The 23946-nt window shown below is 45.2% G+C and carries 19 protein-coding genes; 10 read left to right on the top strand and 9 right to left on the bottom strand.

The window, feature by feature from the left end; translation table 11 throughout:
• The first annotated feature begins 167 nt into the window (after nt 1–167).
• Together ACMXI2_RS23810 and ACMXI2_RS23805 are read left to right on the top strand one after the other, a co-directional pair.
• A complete protein-coding gene (locus tag ACMXI2_RS23810) occupies nt 168–1124 on the top strand; it encodes a D-2-hydroxyacid dehydrogenase (RefSeq protein ID WP_483778519.1) in 957 nt (318 codons plus the stop codon).
• Between the two features lie 240 nt (nt 1125–1364).
• Complete coding sequence (locus tag ACMXI2_RS23805) at nt 1365–2087, top strand: response regulator transcription factor (protein WP_483778518.1); 723 nt, start codon at nt 1365–1367, stop codon at nt 2085–2087.
• 89 nt (nt 2088–2176) lie between these two features.
• Here ACMXI2_RS23805 and ACMXI2_RS23800 read toward each other — a convergent pair whose 3' ends face one another.
• Complete coding sequence (locus ACMXI2_RS23800; protein WP_079470742.1) at nt 2177–2887, bottom strand: YebC/PmpR family DNA-binding transcriptional regulator; 711 nt, start codon at nt 2885–2887, stop codon at nt 2177–2179.
• Between the two features lie 173 nt (nt 2888–3060).
• Nucleotides 3061–4557 (bottom strand): amino acid permease, encoded by a 1497-nt coding sequence (locus ACMXI2_RS23795; RefSeq protein WP_483778517.1) that lies wholly within the window; start codon nt 4555–4557, stop codon nt 3061–3063.
• Nucleotides 4558–4754: 197 nt separating this feature from the next.
• Here ACMXI2_RS23795 and ACMXI2_RS23790 point away from each other — a divergent pair, with 197 nt between their 5' ends.
• From ACMXI2_RS23790 to ACMXI2_RS23780, 3 genes are all read left to right on the top strand, one after another.
• Complete coding sequence (locus tag ACMXI2_RS23790; protein WP_483778516.1) at nt 4755–6035, top strand: dicarboxylate/amino acid:cation symporter; 1281 nt, start codon at nt 4755–4757, stop codon at nt 6033–6035.
• 66 nt (nt 6036–6101) lie between these two features.
• A complete protein-coding gene (locus ACMXI2_RS23785; protein ID WP_483778515.1) occupies nt 6102–6785 on the top strand; it encodes a DedA family protein in 684 nt (227 codons plus the stop codon).
• A 77-nt stretch (nt 6786–6862) separates the two neighbouring features.
• Nucleotides 6863–8098: an MFS transporter gene (locus ACMXI2_RS23780; RefSeq protein WP_483778514.1), complete on the top strand. Its 1236-nt coding sequence runs from the start codon at nt 6863–6865 to the stop codon at nt 8096–8098.
• Here the strand turns inward: ACMXI2_RS23780 and ACMXI2_RS23775 are convergent, their stop codons facing one another.
• The 3 genes from ACMXI2_RS23775 to ACMXI2_RS23765 form a co-directional block, all read right to left on the bottom strand.
• Nucleotides 8099–8560 carry a MarR family winged helix-turn-helix transcriptional regulator gene (locus ACMXI2_RS23775; protein WP_483778513.1) on the bottom strand — a complete coding sequence of 154 codons (462 nt, stop codon included), beginning with the start codon at nt 8558–8560 and terminating at the stop codon, nt 8099–8101. It abuts the gene before it with no gap.
• A 348-nt stretch (nt 8561–8908) separates the two neighbouring features.
• Nucleotides 8909–9850, bottom strand: coding sequence for a malate dehydrogenase (gene mdh, locus ACMXI2_RS23770; protein WP_483778512.1), 942 nt, complete (start codon nt 9848–9850; stop codon nt 8909–8911).
• Between the two features lie 98 nt (nt 9851–9948).
• A complete protein-coding gene (locus ACMXI2_RS23765) occupies nt 9949–10452 on the bottom strand; it encodes a peroxiredoxin family protein (RefSeq protein WP_483778511.1) in 504 nt (167 codons plus the stop codon).
• A 189-nt stretch (nt 10453–10641) separates the two neighbouring features.
• Here ACMXI2_RS23765 and efp point away from each other — a divergent pair, with 189 nt between their 5' ends.
• The 3 genes from efp to accC all read left to right on the top strand — a co-directional run bounded on the left by efp (nt 10642) and on the right by accC (nt 13270).
• Nucleotides 10642–11208, top strand: a complete 567-nt coding sequence (gene efp, locus ACMXI2_RS23760; protein WP_079470734.1) for an elongation factor P — start codon at nt 10642–10644, stop codon at nt 11206–11208.
• Nucleotides 11209–11339: 131 nt separating this feature from the next.
• On the top strand, nt 11340–11819 hold the full coding sequence (gene accB, locus ACMXI2_RS23755; protein WP_079470733.1) for an acetyl-CoA carboxylase biotin carboxyl carrier protein: 480 nt from the start codon (nt 11340–11342) through the stop codon (nt 11817–11819).
• Nucleotides 11820–11932: 113 nt separating this feature from the next.
• On the top strand, nt 11933–13270 hold the full coding sequence (gene accC, locus ACMXI2_RS23750; RefSeq protein WP_483778510.1) for an acetyl-CoA carboxylase biotin carboxylase subunit: 1338 nt from the start codon (nt 11933–11935) through the stop codon (nt 13268–13270).
• An 83-nt stretch (nt 13271–13353) separates the two neighbouring features.
• Here the strand turns inward: accC and ACMXI2_RS23745 are convergent, their stop codons facing one another.
• A complete protein-coding gene (locus ACMXI2_RS23745) occupies nt 13354–14172 on the bottom strand; it encodes a hypothetical protein (protein ID WP_483778509.1) in 819 nt (272 codons plus the stop codon).
• Nucleotides 14173–14378: 206 nt separating this feature from the next.
• On the bottom strand, nt 14379–16568 hold the full coding sequence (locus tag ACMXI2_RS23740) for a glutamine synthetase III family protein (RefSeq protein ID WP_483778508.1): 2190 nt from the start codon (nt 16566–16568) through the stop codon (nt 14379–14381).
• 290 nt (nt 16569–16858) lie between these two features.
• Between ACMXI2_RS23740 and purL the strand changes: the two genes are divergently transcribed.
• A complete protein-coding gene (gene purL, locus ACMXI2_RS23735; protein WP_483778507.1) occupies nt 16859–19084 on the top strand; it encodes a phosphoribosylformylglycinamidine synthase subunit PurL in 2226 nt (741 codons plus the stop codon).
• Nucleotides 19085–19160: 76 nt separating this feature from the next.
• On the opposite strand, the gene ACMXI2_RS23730 is transcribed toward purL, so the two are convergent.
• Together ACMXI2_RS23730 and ACMXI2_RS23725 are read right to left on the bottom strand one after the other, a co-directional pair.
• The gene (locus ACMXI2_RS23730) at nt 19161–20204 is read right to left on the bottom strand and encodes a PepSY-associated TM helix domain-containing protein (protein WP_483778506.1); all 1044 of its coding nucleotides are present in this window, start codon (nt 20202–20204) and stop codon (nt 19161–19163) included.
• Between the two features lie 653 nt (nt 20205–20857).
• Nucleotides 20858–22099 carry an aminotransferase class I/II-fold pyridoxal phosphate-dependent enzyme gene (locus ACMXI2_RS23725; protein WP_483778505.1) on the bottom strand — a complete coding sequence of 414 codons (1242 nt, stop codon included), beginning with the start codon at nt 22097–22099 and terminating at the stop codon, nt 20858–20860.
• Between the two features lie 174 nt (nt 22100–22273).
• On the opposite strand from ACMXI2_RS23725, the gene pafA reads away from it, so the two are divergent.
• A complete protein-coding gene (gene pafA, locus ACMXI2_RS23720; protein ID WP_483778504.1) occupies nt 22274–23938 on the top strand; it encodes an alkaline phosphatase PafA in 1665 nt (554 codons plus the stop codon).
• The last annotated feature ends 8 nt before the right edge of the window (nt 23939–23946 follow it).

Raw genomic sequence — 23946 nt, 5'->3', positions numbered from 1 at the left:
TTATCTGCTGATATGGTGGCTTCTTAAATTAAGCAGTTTGCAGGCTTAGAGGTATTTTGCTATTATGGCGCAGCAAAGGTGAGGGGATTTTTTGGATGTAGAAGAGATGGAGGCAGAGTTAATGATTATTTCATCTATGATGTATCTTGTTTGATAAAACGAAGACCATGAAAAATATTGTAGTTCTCGACGGGCATACACTAAACCCCGGCGACATCGACTGGACCGCGTTACAGGCATTGGGCAACGTAACATTATATGATCGTACACCTGAAAAGGAAGTAACCGCCAGATCAAAGGACGCGCATATCATCTTAACCAATAAAGCCATCGTAAGCGGGGAAACTATTCAGCAGTTACCTCAACTGGAATATATAGGCGTAACGGCTACCGGGTTTAATATAGTGGATATCCAGGTAGCAAGAAGCCGTCATATTCCGGTAACGAATGTACCGGCGTATAGCACTACCTCTGTTGCGCAGCTGACCTTTGCGCTGATCCTTGAATTATGCCATCATACGGGTTTGCATGCGGCAAGTGTGCGGGCAGGGGAGTGGACCAGCAGTATCGATTTCAGTTACTGGAAAACACCGCTCACAGAACTGGCGGGCAATACGCTGGGCATAGTGGGACTGGGGCAGATAGGGCAGGCGGTGGCCCGTATTGCCCTGGCGTTTGGGATGAAGGTGATTGCCCATCATAAATATCCTGACAGGGATGCCATGCCCGGCGTTACTTTTGTGGATCTGGCTACCTGTTTCCGGGAGGCGGATATTATATCGTTGCATTGCCCGCTGAATCCTGCCAATAAAGAGTTTGTAAATGCCGCCCTGCTGGCCACAATGAAAAAAAATGCCTTCCTGGTAAATACCAGTCGCGGTCCGTTGATCCGGGAGGCCGATCTGGCGGAGGCCCTGGAGAAAGGAATTATTGCCGGCGCCGCGCTGGATGTATTATCCACAGAACCGCCACCTGCGGGAAATCCTTTGATCAGTGCACCCAATACCATCATTACACCACATATGGCCTGGGCTACGCAGGCGGCCCGGAAACGGTTGATGCATACATCGGTGGAAAACGTAAAAGCCTTCCTGGAAGGAAATCCTAAAAATATTATCAATTAGGATTACCCGTTAAGCGAATAAACAGGTTATAGTAAGTAGAGTCCAAAACAGAAAATAGCAGGCTTTGGGGTATACCGCGTAACTGAATGGTTGAAATGAATGATGCCTTCAGAAGTGAATAGGATGGATGGCCGGGGTTATGATTATGTTATTTATTTTTGGATAAAGGTACCTGCTACACTTATTTAAAAGGTACGTCTGCAACTAAAATCTATTTATTTCGCTTAAAACCAACGTTACATGCAATCAAGCATTCTTTTGGTAGAGGACGATGTATTTTTTGCCAAAGTGGTAAAAAGACACCTGGAACGCGCCGGTTACAACGTAAACTTCTGCGAGAACGGCCAGGAAGGTTGGGAGAAATTCCAGAAACACGTATTTGACCTGTGCATACTGGATGTGGTAATGCCTAAAAAAGACGGGTTTGCCCTTGCAGGAGACATCCGGTCGATGGATGAAAACATTCCTATCATTTTTACGTCCTCCCGTTATATGGAACAGGACAGGCTACAGGGATTTGAAGCAGGCGCAGATGATTATATCACCAAGCCCTTCAATATGCAGGAAATGATCTGCCGTGTGGAAGTATACCTGAAACGCAGCCGGCTACTGAAAAGTGAGCGCCGCGTAGTATACACCATCAGTAACCTGATCTTCGATTATTCACAATATCATATCCGGCATAAAAATGCTGACTCCCATGTTCGTATGGCCCCAAAAGAAGCGGAGTTGCTTCGCTTTCTGTGCGAGAATTCTAATAGAAAACTGAAGAAAGATGATATCCTGTCCGTTATCTGGGGACAGGAAGATTTTTTCGCTTCACGTGTGATGGATGTTTATCTGACCCGTCTTCGTAAACACATTGCGCAAGACCCTGCCGTAAAATTGGAAACCTATCACGGCAAAGGACTCATGTTCATCGCAGATGACCTGGGACGCACACACACCATCGCTAAAGTTTAGCTGTTTTTTGGTTTTAGAAAGTTAACCGTATCCAATGGGAAACGTCCGCCGTAATGGCGGACGTTTCCTTTTTTATATGGAATAATATCCTATTTCAGATTGTAGAAAACCTGCTGTACATCCTCATCCTGCTCTAAACGATCCACCAGTTCCAGTACTTCTTTTGCCTGCTCATCATTCAGCTCAACGGTGGTGGTTGGGATACGTTTCAGCTCTGAACTGATCACTTCCAGCCCCTTTTCTTCCAGCGCTTTGGCCATGTTGCCAAATTCAGTGAATGCAGCACGGATAATGATGTTGCCTTCACTATCTTCCCCCACTTCTTCCAAACCAAAATCAATCAGTTCCAGCTCCAGTTCTTCCAGATCCTGGCCGGCATTCTTTATTTTGAATTCACCTACACGGTTAAATAAAAATCCAACAGATCCGCTGTTACCCAAGCTGCCACCACCTTTGGTGAAGTGCATCCGCAGATTGGCTACAGTACGGGTCGTATTATCGGTAGCGGTGTCAATGATCACTGCCACGCCGTGAGGAGCGTAGCCTTCATACACCACTTCTTCATAATCAGTTTTGTCTTTACCCATAGCACGCTTGATGGCCGCGTCTACACGGTCTTTAGGCATGTTTACACTCTTTGCATTGAGAATGCAGCGGCGGAGTGCGGGGTTGTTATCCGGATCAGGACCAGAGGCCTTCACGGCAATGGCTATTTCTTTACCTATTCTTGAAAATGCTTTCGCCATCTTATCCCAGCGGGCAAACATGGTCGATTTTCTTACTTCAAATATTCTTCCCATTGGAGTGGATATATTTATTATGACTTTTAAAAACAGAACGCAAAAATAAGGATTTTCAGGTACCAGAATAGCGGATTCCCCTGATTTTAACTAAAGCGGAGAACAAAACGAGGTAAACCCCTTCGTTCTGTTCTCCGCTTTGTATGATATCCGGAAATGTTAATCTCCTTAAACTATTTCAATAATTTACGGGCCTTACTGTGTTTTACACTATAGCCGAAGTAAACAACAAAGCCAATCCCCAGCCATACAAACAAACGCGCCCAGTTTTCTATACCGAGGCTAATGATCATGGTGAGGCAGAAAGCCGCTCCCAGCAAAGGAACAAACGGCACCCACGGTGTTTTAAAGGCACGTGGTATTTCCGGGTTGGTTTTTCGCATTACAATAATCCCGATACACACCAGCACAAAGGCAAACAGGGTACCTATACTAGTCATATCACCCACCACATTGTCCGGAATGAACGCAGCAAACAGCGATACGAAAACGAAGAACATCCACTGTGAACGGTAAGGAGTGCGGTATTTGGGATGCAGTTTGGCAAAAACACTAGGTACCAGTCCATCGTTACTCATAGAGTAAAATACCCTTGTCTGACCCAGCAACATCACCAGGATAACGGAGGAGAACCCCGCCAGGATGGCCACTGTGATGAAAGTAGACAACCAGGAGTAACCAGGCATATAAGTATCAATAGCATAAGCAACAGAAGCTTCACCACCTGCTTTCAGGAAGTCGGTGAAAGGTGCGATACCTGTGAGCACAAAAGAAAACAGGATATATAATAAGGTACAAACTGCCAGCGACACGAGGATACCAATCGGCATGTTCTTCTTGGGATTCTTGGTTTCCTGTGCAGCAGTAGATACTGCATCAAAACCAATGAAAGCAAAGAATACCACCCCGGCGCCTCTGAGTACCCCGGCCCATCCATGATTCCAGAAGTTGGAATAATCCACGATCTGACCATTGTGCATTTTTACCGTACCGGCATCCGCAGGAATGGTAAAAGGCGTATGGTTAACAGGGTTGATAAATTTCCATCCCAGGAAGATGAATAACAGTACGATAGCTACTTTGGTGATAACGATAATGTTATTCACAATGGCAGAACCCTGTGTTCCCCTGATCAGCAGCAAAGTGAGCGCCAGCAGGATAAACAGGGATGGAACGTTCATGATGCCCTGTACACCGGCATCAGACGTTTCAAAAGGACTGTGACACCACTGGTACGGTATCGTGACGTGAAAGACATTTGTAAGCAGCTTGTTGAGATACTGCGACCAGCCAATAGCTACGGTAGCCGCTCCCAGCGCATATTCCAGCACAAGGTCCCAACCAATGATCCAGGCAATAAATTCTCCCAGTGTAGCATAGGAATAAGTATAGGCGCTTCCGGCAATAGGAATCATGGAAGCAAATTCTGCGTAGCATAAACCAGCCAGCGCACAACCTATAGCAGCAATAATGAAGGAAATGGTGACAGCAGGTCCGGCATGTTGGCCGGCAGCTGCAGCTGTTCTTACAAAAAGGCCGGCGCCAATAATAGCGCCAATACCTAATGCTATAAGAGAACCTGCACCAAGCGTCCTTTTCAGACCCTTTTCAGATTCTCCAGCTTCGGCCAATAAAACAGACAGTTGTTTTTTAGCAAAGAGTTTGCTCATACGCAGTCGTATTGTGGTTGATGTTTTAAGGTAGTTTAGTTGTTGTTGTATTCTGTTGATCGCCAAATATAATATCTAAAATCAAAAACAGATAGTTTTATTTTACCTGCTAAAGCGCATGTTTAGCTGCTTAACCTTATTTTTGGGAAATTTTCCGGTTATAACTTTTAATTATACAAGATAAATTCTGGCTACGCATGAAGAAATCATCGAATCTGCTTACATTATATATATTCATTGCTATGGTAATCGGAATAGGCACTGGTTATGGCGTTTTCCTTACTTATGGCAATGCTTCTGTTACAGCAGGAGCCAAAGACACGCCGCAGATCTTCGCTGATAATATCTCCATTCTTACAGATATCTTCCTCCGTCTCGTTAAAATGATCATTGCCCCGCTGGTATTCTCCACCCTCGTGGTAGGAGTGGCCAAGCTGGGCGACATAAAAGCTGTTGGCCGGATCGGTGGGAAAACGATGCTGTGGTTTATCAGTGCAACCTTTGTATCATTGTTTCTCGGCCTGGTATTGGTTAACCTGCTCAAACCAGGATTATCACTGGCCTTGCCCCTGCCTGATGAACATGCCTCTTCCGGCATTGCCAAGGCGGATATGACCCTGAAAGGATTTTTCCGCCACGTAGTACCGGACAGCGTGATAGATGCAATGGCACATAATGAAATACTGCAGATCGTGGTATTTGCCATTTTCTTTGGCGTAGCGGCGGCAGCCATAGGTGAAAAAGCCAACCCGGTGGTAAAGCTGCTGGACAGTGTAGCCCACATCATGCTGAAAGTGACCGGTTTTGTAATGAACTTCGCCCCTTTCGCAGTATTTGGCGCTATGGCCGGTATCATCGCCCTGAAAGGCCCTATTGTACTGGTAACCTATGGTAAGTTTATTTTACAGTTTTATTTCGGACTCCTGTGTTTATGGGTGGTCATTTCCCTGGTAGGTGGACTGATCCTGGGCAAACAGGTATTCAAACTCCTGGGAATGATTAAAGACCCGCTGTTACTGGCTTTTGGCACAGCCAGCAGTGAAGCGGCCTATCCACGTACAATGGAAGAGCTGGAAAAATTTGGCTGCGACAACCGCATTGTCAGCTTTGTATTACCCCTGGGCTACTCCTTTAACCTGGATGGCTCCATGATGTATATGACCTTTGCCAGCTTGTTTATTGCCCAGGCATATGGTATGCACCTGAGCATCGACCAGCAGATTACCATGTTGCTGGTATTAATGATTACCAGTAAAGGTATTGCGGGCGTACCCCGCGCTTCCCTGGTGGTAATTGCCGGCACGCTGTCTATGTTCAAGATCCCTGAAGCCGGCCTGATATTACTGCTGGGTGTGGATCACTTGCTGGACATGGGCCGTTCTGCTACAAATGTTATCGGAAATGCAATGGCTACTGCCGTGGTTTCCAAATGGGAAAACAAGCTTACGCCGTCAACAGAAGTTAATGCCAAAGCCTAACTTAACAAATGCGTAACAGTTTATTGATTATTTTACCACTTCAGAAATAGAAATAGCGTATTTAGCATGGACCAGATTATTGAGTTTTTTAAACACCTCATTAATCCCTCGTGGATTATTGAACATGGTGGCCTTTACCTGTTACTGGCAATTATATTTGCAGAAACAGGTCTTTTCATTGGATTCTTTTTGCCGGGGGATTCCCTGCTTTTTGTAGCGGGTATCTACAGCGAAGACCTTTGCCGCAGCTTCTTTGATCTTCCATTTGTGATGATTATGTTCCTGATTGCCACCGCCGGTGTGCTCGGAAATATGGTGGGCTTCTGGTTTGGTAAAAAATCCGGACCTATTTTATTTAAGAAGAAGGATACTTTCTTTTTCAGAAAGAAACACCTGCACCAGGCCCATGAGTTTTTTGTGAAGTATGGCGGCGGCGCTATCTTCTTTGCCCGCTTCCTTCCTATCATCCGTACCTTTGCGCCTATAGTGGCAGGTATGGTGGGTATGGACGGTAAGAAATTTATGTTCTTTAATATTATCGGCTCCTTCTCGTGGGTATTTTCCATGATGCTGGCGGGCCACTATCTGGATAAAGCCTTTCCCAACCTGAAAAATCACCTGGAGCTGATCATCCTGGTAATAGTAGTGATCACTACCTTACCGGTACTTATTAAAGTAATATTTGGTAAAGCAAAACCGCAGCATGCACACACACCTGCTGAAACAGAAAAAACTGATTCTCCATTATAATTTTTTATATCTTTAAAAGGGCCTTATTAAAAGGCCCTTTTTTTTATTCCCGTTATTATCGTCAACCAAATTAAAAGATGAAAGCCGACAACCGTCCCGTCTCCATTTTCAATATTGCCGTTATAGTGGCATCGCTGGGTTATTTCGTGGATATTTATGATCTCCTGCTATTTACAATTGTAAGGGTTCCGAGTTTGAAATCATTGGGATTACCTGATAGTGAAATTGATGCCGGCGCCGGTCTGTTGCTTATTAATATCCAGATGCTGGGATTGCTCATCGGGGGTATTTTCTGGGGTATTATCGGAGATAAAAAGGGAAGGCTGAGCGTATTGTTCGGTTCCATCCTCATTTATTCTGTTGCCAATATTGCCAATGGTTTTGTGCAGGGCATCAACGGATACGTGTTGTGGCGCTTTGTGGCTGGCTTCGGGCTGGCGGGAGAGCTGGGCGCGGGTATTACGCTGGTGTCGGAAATACTGCCGAAGGAAAAGCGGGGCTACGGTACTATGATTGTGGCTACTGTAGGGGTTTCCGGCGCAGTGGCAGCCAACCTCATTGCCAGGATGGTGGGCGACTGGCGCATCTGTTATTTCATAGGAGGCGGTTTGGGACTGGCATTGCTGGTGCTGCGGGTAAGCGTAATGGAATCACATCTGTTTAATGCAGTAAAGTCATCTTCCGCTTCCAGGGGAAGTTTTATGGCATTGTTCACTAACCGCGACCGGTTTATCAAATACCTGAAATGTATGCTGCTGGGTACTCCTACCTGGTTTGTGGTAGGTATTCTCATTGCTTTCTCCAATAAGTTTGCCGCTATGATGAACGTAAAAGGCGCGATCAGCCCTGGCGACGCGATAGCGTTTTGTTATGCCGGACTGGTAGTGGGCGATTTCGCCTCCGGTTTAATCAGCCAGTTATGGAGAAGCCGCCGGAAGGTGATGCTGTTGTTCCTCGCTTTCACCGGGATAATGGTAGCAGTATATTTAAACCTGCATGGTGTGGAAACATGGGTGTTTTATACCGTATGTTGTATACTCGGTTTCAGCGTGGGTTTCTGGGCAATTTTTGTAACGATTGCAGCCGAAAGCTTTGGTACCAATCTGCGGGCTACCGTGGCTACTACTATTCCGAATTTTGCGAGGGGAATGCTACCGTTGATCTCTATATTATTTATACAAGTACAAAAATATTTTACTTTCCTTCAAAGCGGGGCTATTGTGGCGGTGGTTTGTATTGGTGTTGCGTTGATTACTGCCTGGAAGGTGGAAGAAACGTTTGGCAAAGATCTTAACTACCTGGAAGAGATTTAATTAATGATAGCTGTCCAGCATTTTATCCAGTAATTTATTCAGCTGGATGACTTCTTTCTCGTTTAACGACTGGAGGGTGTTATCCAGTTGCCTGATTTCGTTATCGATTAACTTCAGCAGCTGCAGGCCCTTGTCGTTGATACGGACGTCTACTGCGCGTCTGTCCATTTCACTGTTCTTACGTTCCACCAGGTCTGCTTTGCGGAGCCTTTCCACCAGGCGGGATACGTCGCTCATTTTGTCGAGCATTCTTTCCTTTAGGATATTGATGCTGGCGGCCTGGGGATGTTGCCCCCGAAGGATCCGCAGGATATTAAACTGCTGCATGGTGATACCATAGCTTTTAAAAAATTGCTGATGACGGGACGTTATCCAGTTCCCGATGAAAATCAGGCTTATCAAACCGCGTTGATTTTCGTTTTCAAATGTTTTTTGCGTAATCAGTTTTTCCAGGTTAGACATATATTCAGAGTTAAACCAAATTTTATGAAACTATTTAGAACTGCTTCATTTATACTGCTTTAGCCAATTTCAGGATCGGGGTAAAATTACGAATAAATGCGGATTTATAGTCAGGATCGCCGCGGATTTTGTCTTTCTCAGGATTACGCTGATTATGCTGATTAGTTTGATTTTTACTTTTTGGATTTTTATTGATTTAATAATTAAGGGAGATAAGAGCGAATATATCCGCTTCTATCTCCCTTAATCCTTTATAAAATCCAAAAAGTAAAAATCAAACTAATCAGCATAATCAGCGTAATCCTGAGAAAGACAAAATCCGCGTTACCGCCGAAGGCGGTCACCCGCTTACGCAGTAGCGGATTGCATTTTATCCAATACGTCCATCACTTCTTTTACATGTTGTGCCGAGGTATTCAGTAATTCTTTTTCGGCAGGATTGAGCTGTAGTTCGATGATTTTTTCGATTCCTTTTTTACCCAATACTACGGGTACACCCAGGTAAATATCTTTCAGTCCGTACTCGCCGGTAAGCCATGCGCAAACGGGGAAAATCCGTTTTTCATCTTTTACAATGGCTTCCACCATCTGTGCAGCTGCGGCGCCGGGAGCGTACCATGCAGAAGTACCGAGGAGGTTCACGATTTCACCGCCGCCTACTTTTGTGCGCTGGATAATAGCTTCCAGTTTTTCGTTGGATACCAGTTCTGTTACGGGAATACCGCCAACAGTGGTATAACGGGGCAAAGGAACCATTGTATCGCCATGACCACCCATCAGGATCGCCTGGATGTCTTTGGGTGAGCAACCTATTTCATCGGCCAGGAAAGCGCGGTAACGGGCAGTATCCAGGATGCCTGCCATACCAAATACCTTGCTGCTGTCTTTCTTTGCGGTGAGGTAGCTGCAATAGGTCATTACATCCAGCGGGTTGCTTACAATAATAATGATGGCATCCGGGGAATGTTTTGTAATATTTTCGGTAACCGATTTCACAATATTGGCATTGGTAGAAATCAGGTCGTCCCTGCTCATACCGGGTTTACGGGGAAGCCCGGAAGTGATTACCACTACATCGCTGTTGGCGGTTTTGGTGTAATCGTTGGTTACCCCTGTAATTTTGGTACTGTAATAATCAATGGGAGCCTGTTGCCATGTATCCAGCGCCTTACCTTCAGCCGTTCCTTCTTTAATATCCAATAAAACCACCTCCTGCAGAAAATCTTTGTGGGCCAGTACATTGGCACACGTTGCGCCTACATTCCCGGCTCCTACTACTGTAACTTTCATTTTGTCTTTAGCTTTAAAAGTGAAGAATGAATGTGATTAAACAAATGTAATGATTCGGCCTTACAATAATCCGCCGGCGGCTACATTTTCACAAAGCATTATTTGTTGAGGTAAAGCAGGAGGGAATCGAGCTTTACTGTTCCCTCAAAACCTTTTACAAACTGTTGTTTCTTATTATATATATACAAGCCAGGGAAATAATGGAGGTCATAAAAATACATGATCTGCCGGGAAGGTTCGCTGGCCATAATAATGTTGGGATAGTTCCGGATTTTGTAATGGTCGTAATATTCCTTCATTTGTTCTACTCTGAAGGGCGTGATCATCACAATCTGTGTTTTTTTGAACTTGTCTATATTTTTCAGCATTTCCTCGGTGAGGTGTTTGCAGTGATCACAATCTACACTGAATACAAAGAGCATGGTTTTCTCATTTTTCTTCAGATCATTTTTGGTAATAGTGTGGCCATCAACAAGGCTCAGCGGAAAGGCGGGTATAATCGGGTATTGTAAATAAGGTGCTTTGGTGCTGGAATTAGCAGGCGTTTGGGCCATCAAAAACACGGGAAAACAGCTTAAAATAACGAAAAACACGTAGCGCATACTTATAAAAGTTTCTTGATTTGAGTTTAAAATTACCGGATAAATGTCATTATTTGAATAAAAAAGCCGAAAATTGAGCCGAAAAGGGACTAATCTCTCTAATTTTGGGAATTAGTTGCTTATTCATATGCGAAAATTTTTACTTTTGCAATCCGTATAAATTTTTAACTTAAAATCAGTAACCTATTTATGGCTACCACCGCAGATATCAGAACAGGATTAATTATCAAGCTGGATAACAGCTTGTATTCTGTTGTAGAGTTTGGTCAGAACAAAACCGCCCGTGCAGCCGCAAAGGTTTGGGCTAAATTGAAGGGCGTTGACAATAGCCGTTCCATTGAGCACACCTGGAACTCAGGTGATACTATCTTTCCGATCCGTATTGAGAAGAAACCTTTTCAGTATTTATATAAAGATGATACCGGCTACAATTTCATGGACAATGAAACATTTGAGCAGATCGCTATGCCGGAAACAGCTATCGATGCACCCCAGTTCCTGAAAGAAGGACAGGAAGTAAGTGTACAGATCAATACAGAAACTGATCAGTACATGGCTGTTGAATTACCTGATAAAATTGTAGTACTGGTAACTTATTCTGAACCCGGAGTGAAAGGTGATACGGCTACCCGTACCCTGAAACCAGCTACTGTTGAAACCGGCGCCACTGTTATGGTTCCACTGTTTGTAGACGAAGGAGAACTGATCCGTGTGAACACCAAAAATGGTGAGTACATCGAAAGAGTAAAAGCATAAGCATTCTGAAATACTGGTTTTCGGAGAAAAGGAATTTTGTTTCCGGAAGATATCTTCCGGAAACAAAATTCCTGAATGCGTGAATTAGTATTTGTCATATTCTATATATTTCTAAACCAAAAACTGTCTACATGGACTTTAAACAGATTCAGGAACTGGTAAAAATGATCAACAAATCAAATATCAGTGAACTGAGCATTGAACAGGACAAGTTTAAGATTACAATAAAGCAGAAGGATAATGAAGTTCAGCAGGTAATCACTGTTCCTGCAACTATGGCACCCGTACAGGCAGTAGCCGCTGTAACTCCTGCAGCAGCTCCGGCCACCGCAGCACCAGCCGCTGCACCTGCTGCACCTGCCAAAGCAGACAACCTGGTAACCATCAAATCTCCCATGATCGGTACCTTCTACCGCAGCGCCGGACCGGATAAAGCACCATTCGTAAATGTTGGTGACGAAGTAACTTCCGGTAAAGTAGTATGCATCATCGAAGCAATGAAGTTATTCAACGAAATAGAGAGTGAAGTAAGTGGGAAAATCGTGAAAGTACTGGTAGATGACGCTTCTCCGGTAGAATATGATCAACCTTTATTTTTAGTTGAACCATAATAATAGCCTTTACCCGTTAGCCTTTAGTTTTCAGACTTACCAATGGTAGTGCGCTGATGGCTAAAGGCTAACAGCTAAAAGCTAACAGCTATTATTAACTTATAAGGAAAACAATGTTCAAAAAAATATTGATTGCCAACCGTGGTGAAATTGCCCTTCGGATTATCCGTACCTGTAAGGAAATGGGTATTAAAACGGTGGCAGTTTATTCAACAGCGGATAAAGACAGTCTGCATGTGAAATTTGCCGATGAAGCAGTATGCATTGGCAAGCCACAAAGCTCAGAGTCTTATCTGAATATCCCTCACCTGATGGCAGCTGCAGAAATCACCAATGCAGATGCGATCCACCCCGGATATGGCTTCCTGGCAGAAAATGCCCGCTTTGCTGAAATCTGTGGGGAACACGGTATTAAGTTCATCGGCCCCACTCCGGAAATGATCCGCAGAATGGGGGATAAGATGACTGCCAAAGAAACCATGATTGCTGCCGGTGTGCCGGTTATTCCAGGTTCTGAAGGTTTGCTCCAGAGCGTGGAAGAGGCGAAAACCATCGCTAAAAGCATGGGCCTTCCGGTAATCATCAAAGCTACTGCCGGCGGCGGTGGTAAAGGTATGCGTGTGGTATGGGAAGAAAGTGAGCTGGAAACAGCCTACAACATGGCTAAAAATGAAGCCCGTGCATCCTTCAGCAATGACGGTATCTACATGGAGAAATTCGTGGAAGAACCCCGTCATATTGAAATCCAGGTAGCGGGCGATCAATACGGTAAAGTGTGTCACCTCAGCGAAAGGGATTGCTCTATCCAGCGTCGTCACCAGAAGCTGGTAGAAGAGTCGCCCTCTCCGTTCATGACGCCTGAACTGCGTGAGAAAATGGGAGATGCTGCTATCAGGGCTGCCAGCGCTATTAATTATGAAAGCGTGGGTACCATTGAATTCCTGGTAGACAAGCACCGTAATTTCTACTTCATGGAAATGAATACCCGTATCCAGGTGGAACACGGGGTTACAGAAGAAGTGATCAACTTCGACCTGGTAAAAGAACAGATCAAAATTGCTGCAGGTATTCCTATCTCCGGAAAAAATTATACGCCACAGATGCACGCCATCGAGTGCCGTATCAATGCGGAAGATCCTTATAACGATTTCCGTCCTTCTCCAGGTAAAATTACTACCCTGCATATTCCCGGTGGTCATGGTGTGAGAGTGGATTCACACATTTATGCCGGTTATGTAATTCCGCCTTACTATGATTCTATGGTGGCGAAAATTATCACAATGGCGCAAACCCGTGAGGAAGCGATCAATACAATGGAACGCGCACTGAGTGAGTTTGTGATTGAAGGGGTAAAAACAACGATTCCTTTCCACCAGCAGCTGATGCGAGATGAAAACTTCCGTAAAGGTAACTTTACCACGAAGTTTACAGAAACGTTTAAGCTGGTATAACGGTAACGGATATATTATTTTGAAAAGTCCTCCTGACCGGGAGGACTTTTTTTTATGTTTTTTACATCCGCAGAAAGTATGGCTTATTTATATTCATAAGCGATTTCAAGATTACTGAAAGAGTTTAACAGGAACACAATTTCACTGAATTTAACTCCTGTACTGATATGCACCGGCAGTCCGTAATTATTATATGAATCAGCTATAAACGCATTGTTTTTGCTGTAGTCAATATCTATCAGTTGCCAAACCGGATGCAGCTGATGAGGGTTTACTTTGTTGTCGTACACTGGAAATACATCGGAGGAAGAGACGCTGTTATCAGGATATTTTATAACAGAATTAATCTTATATGCGTTACCGGATGAATTATAGAAAAATGTAGTGGTACGCATTTCGGTATAAGAGGTGCCAGGGAAGCGTTGTTCTGTTACCTGGGTAATTCTGTCCTGATTATCATACACGTATTTTTTGAACGCGAGTAAAAGGTGGGAATCAATCAGTGTGAGGGTATTTCTGTCATAGTAGCCGAATTCAAAAGTACTGTCTGAAATCACTCTTTTTTTTTGATCACATAAATACTTGTGCGCCAATTCGTAGGCGGGATTACCGTCGTAGTAGGCGCCTATGAGAATCCTGAGCCTGTACTGGTCGTCATATCCAAATAAGTACTGGGGATAACCAGTACTGATGTGTTGACCGGCTATCTGGATGGGATAATGTTTGGAGTTGTAGCTGACCTGGAGGGTATCCGGCCCGCGGAACGGGATTTCTCCCATTAATCGGGCAACTTCGTAATGTTTCTGACCGGGAATAATAATCGGGGGCTTTACACAATTGCTGAGCAGCATTGTAAATAGCAAGGCGATGGCACAAAGTGCCGGATGGTAATACTTTTTCATGTTGGGGCATCTTTTTAGATTAAGAAAAACTCGCTATTGAGGTGTACGCGGAGGTAGGAAGGATGTAAAATACTTCGGTGCAGTGAAGGTAAGGAATTAATTATGTACGGCAGCCGGATATTAGCCTGACAGCCAGGGAGTATTCTAAAAACAAAGCCCCGGATGAAAATCCGGGGCTAATCATACACCAAAACAATCTTACGGTTTTATCGCAAGAAAAGCAGCTCTCTGTATTTAGGCAGCGCCCATTTTTTGTCGTCCACCAGGAACTCCAGTTTATCGGAGTGGTAGCGGATAACATCAAAGTACGGCTTAATCTTTTCACAGTAGTCAATCGCTTTCTGACGGCTGTCGGTAAGTTTATTAGTTACCTTACGCGCCTCGATCATAGCCTGTACATTTTCACTAATAACATTAATATGTTCAGCTATTTTAGCAGCAATTTGTTTTTGGGCTTTTACTGATTCGTCGCCCAGGCCAATTCCTTTCAGTCCGCTGATATTAGTTACCAGGTCGTTCAGGTAGCTGATAGCAGACGGGAGGATGGTGTTGGTAGCGAGATCGCCGATTACGCGGGCTTCGATCTGCACTTTCTTCACATAATCTTCCAGCAGAATTTCGTGGCGTGCGTGCAGTTCTTTTTCGTTGTAAACGCCGGTTTCAGCATAAAGTTTGGTTGCTTTTGGAGTGATCATTGCATCCAAAGCTTTAGGAGTGGTTTTCACGTTTGGTAAACCTCTTCTTTCAGCTTCTTTCTCCCATTCTTCGCTGTATCCGTCGCCTTCGAACAGTATTTTTTCCGAATCTACAATATATTTACGAAGAGTTTGCATGATCGCAATCTCTTTTTTCTCGCCTTTCTCGATCAGTGAATCTACTTCCGCTTTGAAGTCAATCAGGGTTTTAGCCATGATAGTATTCAGAACGGTCATTGCAGAAGCACAGTTTGCAGAGGAGCCTACCGCGCGGAATTCAAACTTGTTGCCGGTGAAAGCAAAAGGAGAAGTACGGTTACGGTCGGTGTTATCCAGCAACAGTTCAGGAATATGACGGTGCAGATCCAGTTTCAGGATAGCTTCGTCCTGTTCGTCGAATTTGTTGTTTACACGGTTTTTAACTTCCTGCAGTACATCAAACAGGTATTTACCGGTAAATACGGAGATGATGGCAGGAGGTGCTTCGTTAGCGCCCAGACGGAAGTCGTTGCTTGGAGAAGCAATCGCAGCTCTCATCAGGTCAGCGTAGTCATGCACCGCTTTAATGGTGTTCACAAAGAAAGTGAGGAACATCAGGTTGGTCTTCGGTGTTTTACCGGGAGCCAGCAGGTTTACACCGGTATCGGTGGACATGCTCCAGTTGTTGTGTTTACCGGAACCGTTGATGCCTGCAAAAGGTTTCTCATGCAGTAACACTTTCAGTTTGTGACGTTTTGCCACTTTATTCATTACATCCATCAGCAGGGAGTTGTGATCCACCGCGATGTTTACTTCTTCAAATATAGGAGCGCACTCAAACTGTGAAGGAGCAACCTCATTATGACGGGTTCTTAAAGGAATACCCAGTTTGTAGGATTCTACTTCGAAATCGCGCATGTAAGCGTAAGCACGCTCAGGGATAGCACCGAAGTAGTGATCTTCCAGCTGCTGACCTTTGGAAGGAGCGTGACCAACAACGGTACGACCGGTCATGATCAGATCAGGACGGGCGTTAGCCATAGTTTCGTCTACCAGGAAGTATTCCTGTTCCCAACCCAGGGTACCGGTTACTTTAGTAACGTTCTTATCGAAATAGTTACATACGTCTACTGCAGCTTTGTCCATTGCAGCCAGTGCTTTCAGCAGTGGTGCTTTGTAATCCAGGGATTCGCCGGTGTAGGCAACAAAGATAGTAGGTATGCAGAGTGTTTTACCATAACCCTGCTCAAGGATGAATGCAGGAGAGGAAGGATCCCAGGCAGTGTAGCCGCGGGCTTCGAAGGTAGCTCTCAAACCACCGTTAGGGAAACTGGAAGCATCTGGTTCCTGTTGTACCAATGCATCACCATCAAAGGTTTCCAGTGCAGTGCCATCACCTTTCAAAGTGAAAAATGAATCATGTTTTTCTGCGGTAGTGCCGGTCAATGGCTGAAACCAGTGTGTGTAGTGAGTCACACCTTTTTTCATCGCCCATGCTTTCATGCCTGAAGCGATCTGCTCGGACATCTTACGTTCCAGCTTGGTGCCATTTTTAACAGAGTTCATCAGGCTTTTATAAGCCTCATCGCTCAAATATTCCCGAACAACTTTACCAGAGAAAACATTGCTGCCAAATACATCGGTAATTTTACCGTTATGTTCGGTGAGAGTGGAGTCTACGCCAGCTAATCCTTCCAGCGCTTTGAAACGTAACGATTGCATGCTGTAAATTATTTTACACAAAAGAACGCATCCATCGCTATAAATACAAATAAATTGTTCATTTTAAATGAAAAATTACATTTAGGGCTTTAAAAGGGGTGTTTTTTTATCATTTCATTAAATATTTGGAGCAGATCGACTTTAAATCTGATGAATTTAAAAATAAATAATATGATATCGGGCTGCAAAAAAACAGTAGAAAAGCCACCACGGTGTACTCTTGGCATTTGAAGGAAAATCATGTACTTTTGCGACTTCTTTTAAATATCTCGTTTTTTATACTTAAATACATGCAAACCACCGTAGAAATTGCTGAACAGCTAGGACTTACCGCTGACGAGTTTGAACGAATTAAATCTATTTTAGGCCGTATCCCCAATTTTACCGAGTTAAGTATGTACTCAGTGATGTGGAGTGAACACTGCTCTTACAAAAACTCAATCGTCTGGCTGAAGTCTCTGCCCCGCGAAGGCGACAGGCTCCTGGTTAAAGCAGGAGAAGAAAATGCCGGTCTGGTAGATATAGGTGATGGCTACGCGGTGGTATTTAAAATAGAATCGCATAACCACCCTTCCGCTATCGAACCCTTCCAGGGCGCCGCTACCGGCGTTGGTGGTATTCACCGCGATATCTTTACAATGGGCGCCCGTCCCATTGCCGCACTCAACTCTCTTCGCTTCGGTAATATTAATGATCAGAAAACACAACACCTGGTAAAAGGTATTGTGCATGGTATAGGCCACTACGGTAACTGCTTCGGCGTTCCTACCGTAGGCGGCGAAACTTATTTTGAAGAATGCTACGGTACCAACCCACTCGTAAACGCATTCAGCGCAGGTATTGTAAAAGTTGGTCAAACCGTTTCCGCTACTTCATACGGTGAAGGAAATCCTGTTTTCATTGTTGGTTCCGCTACCGGTAAAGACGGTATCGGAGGCGCTTCTTTCGCTTCTGCCAATATCACGGAAGACAGCGTGGAAGATTTACCCGCCGTTCAGGTAGGAGATCCTTTTCAGGAAAAGAAACTGCTGGAAGCCTGCCTGGAAATCATCAAAACCAATGCTATTATTGGTATGCAGGATATGGGCGCTGCGGGTATCACCTGCTCTACTGCAGAAATGAGCGCAAAAGGCGAACATGGTATGAACATCTGGTTAGATAAAGTACCTACCCGTCAGAAAGATATGAAAGCATGGGAAATGCTGCTGAGCGAAAGCCAGGAACGCATGCTGATAGTAGTGAAGAAAGGAGAAGAAAAACCAGTGCTGGATATCTTCGAAAAATGGGACCTGCACTGCGTTCAGATCGGTGAAGTAACCAAAGATAAAAACCTGAAGTTCTATATGAACGGCGAACTGGAAGCAGATGTTCCTGCTGAAAGTATGGTACTGGGCGGCGGCGCTCCCCAATATCACCGCGCTTACACAGAACCAGCCTATTTCGCTAAAGTAAAAGCATTCGATATTCAGAATATCCCTGATACAGAACACCCGCGTTTTGTAGCAGAAAGAATGGTGGCATTACCAAACATCGCTTCCAAACGCTGGATCTACAACCAGTACGATAGCATGGTGGGTACCGCCAACGCCAGCACCAACGCACCGAGCGATGCTGCTGTCGTGTTGGTAAAACCAACAAAGAAAGCGCTGGCCATGACTACCGACTGTAACGGCCGTTACGTATTTGCCGATCCTCATAAAGGCGGACAGATTGCGGTAGCAGAAGCTGCACGTAACATCGTTTGCTCTGGTGGCGAACCGGTAGCTATCACCAACTGCCTCAACTTCGGCAATCCTTACGATCCGGAAGTGTACTACCAGTTTGTACACGCTGTACAGGGTATGGGTGAAGCCTGCCGCAAATTCAATACGCCTGTTACCGGTGGTAACGTGAGCTTCTATAATCAGTCTCCCGACGGTCCGGTTTATCCTACTCCAACCATTGGTATGGTGGGTATCCTGGATTCTTTGGATCAGCGCATCACCCTTAACTTCAAGGAAGAAGGCGACCTGGTATACCTGGTAGGCCGCAGCCGTAACGATATCAACAGTTCTGAATACCTGCACAAAATCATCGGTATAGAATACAGTCCTGCGCCGCATTTCAACCTCGATGAAGAACTGCGCCTGCAACAGGCCATTACCAAACTGAACAAAGCAAAGCTGATCCAATCCGCACACGATGTAAGCGACGGCGGTTTATTTGTTACGCTGCTGGAAAGCGCTATGCCATCCGGCCTGGGCTTTGAACTGGCACTCAACAACAAATTCCGTAAAGATGCTTACCTGTTCGGTGAAAGCCAGAGCCGCGTAGTAGTAACTATTAAGCCTGCAGATAAAGAGAAGTTCGAAGCGCTGTTACATGGTTTGGTAGATGCGTCTGATAACTCTGTACGTTATGAAAAACTGGGTGTTGTAACGGGTGAATCCATTAGTGTAAATGGAGAAGACTGGGGCAATGTAAGCACCTGGAAAAAAACATATGATACCGCAATTGAAGAGCATCTGAAGAAATAATCTTCCGCTTTTCAACAACATAAAAAAGGGTTCGCATAACAGCTATGCGGACCCTTTTTATTTCAGCCGGAAGCCATCATTTTCTGTTTCCGTGTATTTTGATAATGAACTTTCTGCGATACCAGATCAGGAATCCTGATACGGATAATACACCAGGGGTTAAGGCAAGGAGTGAATAAATGATTTTCAGGATAATGCCGCCATAATTGCCGAAGTGGAGAGGAGCGATGGAGGCGTTGAATTTATCGCTGATAGCAGCGTTACTGAAATCCACCTTTTTTTTAACGGCGCCTTTTTCATCGATGAATACCGACGAAGCGTATTCGCCGAAGAAGGCGGATTCATGTGCATGACCAAGTATTCGTACCGGATCGCCTGATTTTTTGGGTGGGCGCAGACCTGTGGCCTGGAAGCCGGGGATGGTGGCAGCGGCTTTGATGAGCAGGGGTTCATATTCGCCGGAAAAAGGGATGGCGGTATATCCTGCTTTGGTGTTTTTCCGTGCGTCAATTACTTTCAGTTCCATCAGGAAGCCGGTAAAAGAGATGAGCAGGTTAAACAGCAGCGCCCATACACCAATGATGCGATGCAGGTTGCGCCAGCGCCGGGTGCGGTTATGCCACTCCAGCGGCTGCCGGAAGGTGAGCACCTTGCCAAGCGCATGCCGGTAAACAAACAGTCCGGTGAGCACTGACAGGAATAGCCCTATTCCTGTAATTAAGACGATTATAGCTCCTGTTTTACCACTTAGCAGGGTGAAGTGCAGATACATCACATAACCCGTAAAATGGTCTGTATTGGCGTATTGTTGTAATATTTTGCCGGTATAGGGGTTCAGGAAGATGTATACTTTGTGATCTGCTGAATATTCGGCTCTCAGCACGGTACTTTCGTCAGGCGCCTGGGGCAGTTTTACAAAAAACAGGTAGGGATTTCCGGGAAGTGCCTGGCGGGCATCTTTCATCTGTTCCTGCAGTGTTCTGGTAACAGCCTGCGGAGATACATGATAGGCATGGGCATATACTGCATGATCTATTTCATCGCTGAATACCAGCATACTGCCGGTAAGGCTCACCAATAGCAGCATAGCGCCGGCTACCAGCCCGGTGATTCTGTGCATGCGGAAAAATTGCTTGCTCCATTGAATGTTGAACACCTGTCTCTTATCAGTTTGACTTAAAAATATACCCGGGCTTAATTAACGAAAGTGCTATATACACTTTTGCCGCCTTGCCTTATCACCGCCATAATGGTTAAAGGATTGAGTATGTGTTGCTTCTGCCGCAAAGTTACCACGATAAACCCGGGAACGGTTTACGCAAAGGGGAAAATTATTGATCGGATTGGAAAAAAACGGTGCGCCCGGCGTCGGGGTGACTTATCATTGCAGTATAAATCTTTAACAAGCCATTAACAAAATCCCACTTATGTGTTATAGATTTTGATAAAATCTGACCTATTTTTGGAAAGCATCGATGAGTAAAAAGACCGAATTAAAATAAAAGAACTTGTATAAAATATTTGGAATCACTTGGTTATTCCAATTTCTATGAAAACCAGTTGTTCTCTACCATGTCCTGATGAAATCTAATGAAAAATTACACCTAGTGAAAGAACGATTTGAAGTAAAGGGCTGAGTAACATCAGCCCTTTTTGTTTTTCCCGATTATTTTGCCGTACCTTCTTTTGCCATAACCCCTCTGGCCTTTTCCCATTTTAAATAGAAAAGCCTTCCTGGAAAGCAGGAAGGCTTTTAATATTTTAATATGTCAGTTATACCATCGGAATTTCCGCCACCTGGTAAACTTTCTCATCCAGTTTTGCTTTGGTTTCGCTGAATGCCCTGAGGGTAAGTTCAATATCCTCATCGCTGTGCGCAGCGGTTGGGATCAGGCGGTAAATGATCTGTCCTTTTGGAATAACAGGGTATACCACGATAGAACAGAAGATGTTATAGTTTTCGCGCAGATCCAGGCACATAGCAGTAGCTTCAGGAATATCGCCCTGCAGGTAGATAGGTGTTACCGGGGAATTGGTTCTGCCGATATCAAATCCACGTTCTTTCAGTCCATTCTGCAGCTTATTCACATTATCCCACAGCTTTGCCTTCATTTCAGGATGCTGACGCATCAGCTGCACACGTTTCAGGTGGCCGATAACGATGGGTAACGGAATAGATTTAGCGAAGATCTGGGAGCGCATGTTATAGCGCAGGTAGTTGATGATCTGTTTTTCGCCGCTGATGAAAGCGCCGATAGATGCACCGGATTTTGCAAAGGTATTGAACACCAGGTCGATCTTATCCTGAACGCCCTGTTCTTCACCGGTACCGGCGCCGGTTTTACCCATTGTTCCAAAGCCGTGGGCATCGTCAACCAGCAGGCGGAACTCATATTTATCTTTAAACGCAGCAATTTCCTTCAGTTTACCCTGGTCGCCGGCCATGCCAAACACGCCTTCTGTTACCACGAGTATACCGCCACCCTGGGTTTTAGCCAGTTCAGTGGCACGTTTCATCTGCTTGTCGAAATCTTCCATATCGTTATGCTTGAACACATAACGTTTGCCGGGGTGCAGGCGTAAACCATCCAGGATACTGGCGTGGCACTCTGCGTCATATACAATTACATCCCTGCGGCCTACTATCGCATCAATAGCACTCATGATGCCCTGGTAACCGTAGTTCAGTAAAGTAGTCGCTTCTTTCCCCATGTAATCAGACAGCTCATTTTCCAGCTGCTCATGGTAGTTGGTATTTCCGCTCATCATACGCGCTCCCATCGGAGACGCCATTCCAAAGTCTGCAGCAGCTTTGGCGTCGGTAGCGCGCACTTCCGGGTGGTTGGCCAAACCCAGATAGTTGTTCAGGCTCCATACAATCTTTTCATTACCCCGGAAGTTCATGCGGGGGCCTATTTCTCCTTCCAGTTTAGGAAAGGCAAAATAGCCGTGGGCTCTGTCTGAATGTTCCCCGATAGGGCCCAGATGTTTCAGCAGTTTCTCGAAAATATCCATACGATATATTATGTAATGGTTAATTCATTCCATTTAAAATGGACACAAAGGTATTAAAATATTACTTTTTGTAAACTTGGTTTACATTTGGCGCAAGCCATTTTATGCATTTATTGATGGAACATAACAGTCTATCTTGTTGTGTTACAGTGACTTTTAAATTATTACAATCTAATGAAATTTACACATTTCCTGGCAGCTGCATTCCTGTTATCTGCTATGGCCGGCAAAGCGCAGAACACCACTCCAAAGCCGCTTCAACACCCTTCTTCTGCTAAAAACACCAACACGGCAGCCCGCCCCAAACTCATTGTAGGCATGGTGGTAGACCAGATGCGGTGGGACTACCTGTACCGCTATGCCGGCAGGTATGGCGCCGGTGGCTTTAAGCGTTTGCTGCAGGACGGTTTTTCCTGTGAAAACACCTTGATCAATTACACACCTACCATTACCGCCTGTGGTCATACCTGTGTGTATACCGGCTCTGTACCTGCTATCCACGGTATTATCGGCAACACCTGGTACAGTCCGGAACTGGGCCGCACCATGTACTGCGCAGAAGACACCACGGTAACAACCGTTGGCAGCTCTTCCGCCGCCGGTAAAATGAGCCCCCGGAATATGCTGGTAACCACTATCGGCGACGAGTTGAAGCTATCCAATAATTTCCAGAGTAAGGTGATAGGCGTGGCCATTAAAGACCGTGGCGCTATTCTTCCCGCCGGACATAGTGCCAACGCGGCTTTCTGGTATGATGCCAGCACCGGTAACTGGGTGAGTAGCACCTACTACATGAGTGAACTGCCTGTATGGGCACAGGAATTTAACCGGCAGAAATTCCCGCAGCAATATCTTAGCAAACCGTGGACCACGCTGTATCCAGCATCTACCTATACCCTTAGTACGGCCGATGAAAAACCGTACGAAGGAAAGTATAAAAATGCCGGTAACACCTCCTTCCCGCACAACCTGTCGGAAATCGCCAATACAGCTATTTCGGCGTCTCCCTATGGTAATACCATGACGCTGGAATTTGCCAAAAAAGCAATGGAAGCTTACGGCCTCGGAAAAGGTCCGGTAACGGATTTGCTGGCTATCAGCCTTTCTTCCCCTGATTATGTTGGTCACCAGTTCGGCCCCAACTCAATAGAAGCAGAAGATACTTATCTGCGACTGGATCAGGACCTGGCCGCATTCTTTACCTACCTCGACGCGAAAGTAGGCAAGGGGCAATACCTGTTCTTTATCACGGCTGATCATGGTGTGGCACATGTACCCGGATTCATGGCAGAAAACAAGCTGCCGGCCGGCACCTGGGACGATAAAGCGGCTGTAGCTTCCCTGAACAACCAGGTAGCGGCTAAATTCGGGGTGAAAAATGTGGTAAAAGGCGCCGATAATTACCAGCTCTGGCTAAACCATGATGCTATTGAACAGGCAGGTAAAAGTGAGGCAGACATCCGCCAGTTTATGATCCGGGAACTGCTGAAATCACCTGCTATCGCCAAAGCCTTTTCCATAGATAACCTCATGGGAACCACCTTGCCGGAGCCCATGCGTACGATGCTGTCTAACGGCTTTAACACCAAAAGGAGCGGCGATATACAGGTAGTATTAACGCCCGGTTATATCGATGGCGTCAATGTAGGGACCACCCACGGCTTATGGTATCCCTACGATGCGCATATCCCGCTGGTGTGGATGGGCTGGGGCGTTCGTCCGGGTAAAACCAACCGTACTGTTGGTATGACGGATATTACGCCTACCCTGGCTGCATTGCTGCATATCCAGATGCCCAGCGGTAATGTAGGTCAGGTAATACAGGAGATTACCCATTAAATTTTTTT

The organism is Chitinophaga sp. G7 BAM 1005, assembly GCF_057126945.1.
This window is presented reverse-complemented; position numbering and strand designations above follow the sequence as displayed.

Coding starts and splice junctions, on each gene's coding strand:
- ACMXI2_RS23810 (WP_483778519.1), top strand. CDS start 168: ATGAAAAATATTGTAGTTCTCGACGGGCATACACTAAACCCCGGCGAC.
- ACMXI2_RS23805 (WP_483778518.1), top strand. CDS start 1,365: ATGCAATCAAGCATTCTTTTGGTAGAGGACGATGTATTTTTTGCCAAA.
- ACMXI2_RS23800 (WP_079470742.1), bottom strand. CDS start 2,887: ATGGGAAGAATATTTGAAGTAAGAAAATCGACCATGTTTGCCCGCTGG.
- ACMXI2_RS23795 (WP_483778517.1), bottom strand. CDS start 4,557: ATGAGCAAACTCTTTGCTAAAAAACAACTGTCTGTTTTATTGGCCGAA.
- ACMXI2_RS23790 (WP_483778516.1), top strand. CDS start 4,755: ATGAAGAAATCATCGAATCTGCTTACATTATATATATTCATTGCTATG.
- ACMXI2_RS23785 (WP_483778515.1), top strand. CDS start 6,102: ATGGACCAGATTATTGAGTTTTTTAAACACCTCATTAATCCCTCGTGG.
- ACMXI2_RS23780 (WP_483778514.1), top strand. CDS start 6,863: ATGAAAGCCGACAACCGTCCCGTCTCCATTTTCAATATTGCCGTTATA.
- ACMXI2_RS23775 (WP_483778513.1), bottom strand. CDS start 8,560: ATGTCTAACCTGGAAAAACTGATTACGCAAAAAACATTTGAAAACGAA.
- mdh (WP_483778512.1), bottom strand. CDS start 9,850: ATGAAAGTTACAGTAGTAGGAGCCGGGAATGTAGGCGCAACGTGTGCC.
- ACMXI2_RS23765 (WP_483778511.1), bottom strand. CDS start 10,452: ATGCGCTACGTGTTTTTCGTTATTTTAAGCTGTTTTCCCGTGTTTTTG.
- efp (WP_079470734.1), top strand. CDS start 10,642: ATGGCTACCACCGCAGATATCAGAACAGGATTAATTATCAAGCTGGAT.
- accB (WP_079470733.1), top strand. CDS start 11,340: ATGGACTTTAAACAGATTCAGGAACTGGTAAAAATGATCAACAAATCA.
- accC (WP_483778510.1), top strand. CDS start 11,933: ATGTTCAAAAAAATATTGATTGCCAACCGTGGTGAAATTGCCCTTCGG.
- ACMXI2_RS23745 (WP_483778509.1), bottom strand. CDS start 14,172: ATGAAAAAGTATTACCATCCGGCACTTTGTGCCATCGCCTTGCTATTT.
- ACMXI2_RS23740 (WP_483778508.1), bottom strand. CDS start 16,568: ATGCAATCGTTACGTTTCAAAGCGCTGGAAGGATTAGCTGGCGTAGAC.
- purL (WP_483778507.1), top strand. CDS start 16,859: ATGCAAACCACCGTAGAAATTGCTGAACAGCTAGGACTTACCGCTGAC.
- ACMXI2_RS23730 (WP_483778506.1), bottom strand. CDS start 20,204: ATGCACAGAATCACCGGGCTGGTAGCCGGCGCTATGCTGCTATTGGTG.
- ACMXI2_RS23725 (WP_483778505.1), bottom strand. CDS start 22,099: ATGGATATTTTCGAGAAACTGCTGAAACATCTGGGCCCTATCGGGGAA.
- pafA (WP_483778504.1), top strand. CDS start 22,274: ATGAAATTTACACATTTCCTGGCAGCTGCATTCCTGTTATCTGCTATG.